3 protein-coding genes are annotated in these 3,121 nt (G+C 54.5%); 2 read left to right on the forward strand and 1 reads right to left on the reverse strand.

Annotated elements, in window-relative coordinates; all coding sequences use genetic code 11:
- Positions 1 to 1,845: signal peptide peptidase SppA (gene sppA / locus FDW94_RS14900; protein ID WP_137378019.1), on the reverse strand; the 1,845-nt coding region annotated here is incomplete at its 3' end.
- Positions 1,846 to 2,020: 175 nt separating this feature from the next.
- Here sppA and FDW94_RS14905 point away from each other — a divergent pair.
- Together FDW94_RS14905 and selD are read left to right on the forward strand one after the other, a co-directional pair.
- On the forward strand, positions 2,021 to 2,572 hold the full coding sequence (locus FDW94_RS14905) for an NAD(P)H nitroreductase (RefSeq protein WP_008784540.1): 552 nt from the start codon (positions 2,021 to 2,023) through the stop codon (positions 2,570 to 2,572).
- Positions 2,573 to 2,688: 116 nt separating this feature from the next.
- Positions 2,689 to 3,121 (forward strand): selenide, water dikinase SelD (gene selD, locus FDW94_RS24295; RefSeq protein WP_249358542.1); only part of this gene is annotated, 433 nt, incomplete at its 3' end.

The raw sequence follows: 3,121 nt of genomic DNA on the forward strand, positions 1-3,121 counted from the left end.
GGCGCAGGTCAGGCAAAACGCATAGCGGTTTTGCGGATCGTTAAACGCGGCCAGCTTATCGCTCTCCGCTTTAACCGTACTCGCCGCAGAAGCGAGCGGCGCCGGGAGCATCGCCTGGATAGCTTCAGGCAGCATGGCACGAACGGAACCGGACATGCTATCCATCACCATATCAACGAATGTCGGTTCGTCCTGATAATACTCAATGTGCCATTGCTTCAGTTTGGCCAGCTCAGCCGCTTTCGCCACGGCGTCATCAAAATCACCCAGACTGTCTACCAGACCGTTGGCTTTCGCATCCTGGCCGGTCCAGACGTGGCCCTGCGCGATTTTGTCAATCTGCTCAGGCGTTGTCTTACGCGCATCTGCGACCAGCGTGATAAAGCGCTTATAGCCGTTCTCGATGCTCAGTTGCATCATTTGCTGCACTTCAGGTGGTAACGCTTTGGTGATGGAGATATCCGCCAGTGGGGATGTCGCCACGCCGTCGGTGTGTACACCAATGGAATCCAGACTGTTTTCCACAGTGTTGATCACGCCAAAGATCCCGATTGAACCGGTCAGCGTGCTGGGGTTCGCCACAATGTAGCTTGCTGGGGTGGAGATCCAGTACCCGCCGGATGCCGCCATGCCCCCCATGGACACGACAACCGGCTTGCCTGCTGCTTTTGCCGCAGCCAGCTCAGCGCGAATGACTTCGGAAGCGCTGACGCTGCCGCCAGGGCTGTTCACGCGCAGCACAATTGCTTTCACTTTCGGATCAAGACGCGCTTCGCGGATCTGCGCGGCAGTCGTGTCACCGCCCACATTCCCAGGGGTTTCTTCACCGTCCATAATTGCGCCATTCGCGAAGACGACGCCAATGCTGTCCCCAGTATCCGCTGGCGTTTTCAGCGAGTAATCGTAATAGCTGACGGCGCGATAATTTTTATCCGCTTTGCTCCAGCCAAACTGTTTGGTCAGCATTTTTTCGACTTCAGCGCTGGAAGCGAGTGCATCCACCAGTTTGTTGTCGAGCGCATACTTCGCGGTATCACCATCGACTTTTGTCAAACCGTCCAGCATGGCCTGTGCGCCCGGGAACACCTGCTGAGCAGGGATCTGGCGGTTGGCAGCGACCGTGTCGAGATAGTTCTGCCACAGCTCGCCGATCCAGCGGCTGTCGGCCTCGCGCGCGGCAGGAGACATATCATCACGAATGAACGGTTCTACGGCAGACTTATAAGTCCCGACACGGAACACGTGCGTGGAAACTTTCAGCTTGTCGAGCAGGGACTTGTAGTACAAACCGTTGGTGGCAAAGCCGTGCAGATCAACGGAACCCTGCGGAGAGAGATAAATTTTATTGGCGAAACTGGCGAGGTAGTACTGCCCCTGGCTGAAGTTATCGCCCACGGCAAAGACCGGTTTGCCGCTGTCGCGGAATTCCCGCAGCGCTTTACCGATATACTGCATGGAAGGCTGGTCGGCCCCGGCAAAATTTTTCAGATCCATCACAATGCCGGTGATGTTGCGATCATCTTTTGCCTGGCGAATAGTATTCACGATATCGAACAGGGAGTTTTCCTGCAGACGATCGGAACTGGCGCCAAACAGCTGACGACCAATAACGCTTAAGCGACTGGTGCTCGAAGGCTTATCGACAATCACCCCCGAGATATCCAGCAGCAGTGCGCCTCGCTCAGCGTGTTCACTGGTATTGCTGCTGCTGACCTGCATCCAGATGCCCACGCCCACCAGCACCAAGAAGATGAAGAACAGGTTAAGCACAAATTCACGGACGAAATTGAGTAATCGCCATGTCCATTTAAAAAATCCGGCAATAAATCGCCACAGGGTTCGCATGTATTCTCCCTACCGATTAACAACACGCCACCCCGAAATTCCGGAGAAAGGCGATAAGATGAGGCTATCGTAATGACCCGACAGGCACTTGTCAGCAGGAATCACCGCCTGTGCTGTAACAAAATCCGCTCACGTGTTAATTTTGTGAACAAATCTCATTGTTGGAGTTAAGCAAATGGATGCACTCGAATTACTGATTACCCGTCGTAGCGCCTCTCGTCTCGTCGAGCCGGCCCCGACAGGAGAGCAGCTGCAAAACATTCTGCGTGCGGGAATGCGCGCGCCAGACCACAAAACGCTGCAACCGTGGCAATTCTTTGTCATTGAGGGCGAAGGGCGTGAGCGTTTTAGCGCGGTGCTTGAAAAAGGGGCGATTGCCGCAGGCAGTGACGAGAAAGCCCAGGAAAAAGCGCGCAGCGCACCGTTTCGCGCACCGCTGATTATTACCGTGGTGGCGAAATGTGAAGAAAACGACAAGGTTCCTCTGTGGGAACAAGAAATGTCTGCCGGTTGTGCGGTAATGGCTATGCAGATGGCCGCAATTGCCCAGGGCTTTGGCGGTATCTGGCGCAGTGGTGCATTAACCGAAAGTGCGGTCGTTCGCGAAGCATTCGACTGTCGCCCGCAAGATAAAATCGTCGGTTTTCTCTATCTGGGCACACCGCAGCTAAAAGCATCCACGACGATTAACCTTGCCGATCCGAGCGCATTCGTCCGTTATTTCTGATATCAACGGCAAAACTGTCTGGATTCTGAGCAAAGACACCCGAATTCAGACAGTCACTCTTACCACATCAAGGAATGAGCGCTACCATATCCGGATTGCAATGACAGGAGATGTCCATGAGCGAGCAAGCTATTCGTTTAACGCAATACAGCCACGGAGCCGGTTGCGGTTGTAAAATTTCCCCAAAAGTGCTGGAAACCATCCTGCACAGCGAGCAGGCGAAGTTTGTTGATCCGAACTTACTGGTGGGTAATGAAACCCGCGACGACGCGGCCGTATACGATCTGGGAAACGGCACCAGCGTTATCAGCACCACCGATTTCTTTATGCCGATTGTCGATAATCCGTTTGATTTTGGACGCATCGCCGCGACTAACGCCATCAGCGATATTTTCGCCATGGGCGGCAAACCGATTATGGCAATTGCTATTCTGGGCTGGCCGCTGGATAAACTGGCACCGGAAATCGCCCGCGAAGTCACCGAAGGCGGACGCTTTGCCTGCCGTCAGGCGGGTATTGCGCTGGCGGGCGGCCACTCTATTGATGCCC

The sequence above is a fragment of the Citrobacter sp. wls757 genome, from assembly GCF_005280935.1.
Lineage (GTDB): Bacteria > Pseudomonadota > Gammaproteobacteria > Enterobacterales > Enterobacteriaceae > Citrobacter > Citrobacter portucalensis.

What these genes read in the sequence shown, in the direction of transcription:
- FDW94_RS14905 (WP_008784540.1), top strand. Translation starts at nt 2,021, where the DNA reads ATGGATGCACTCGAATTACTGATTACCCGTCGTAGCGCCTCTCGTCTC.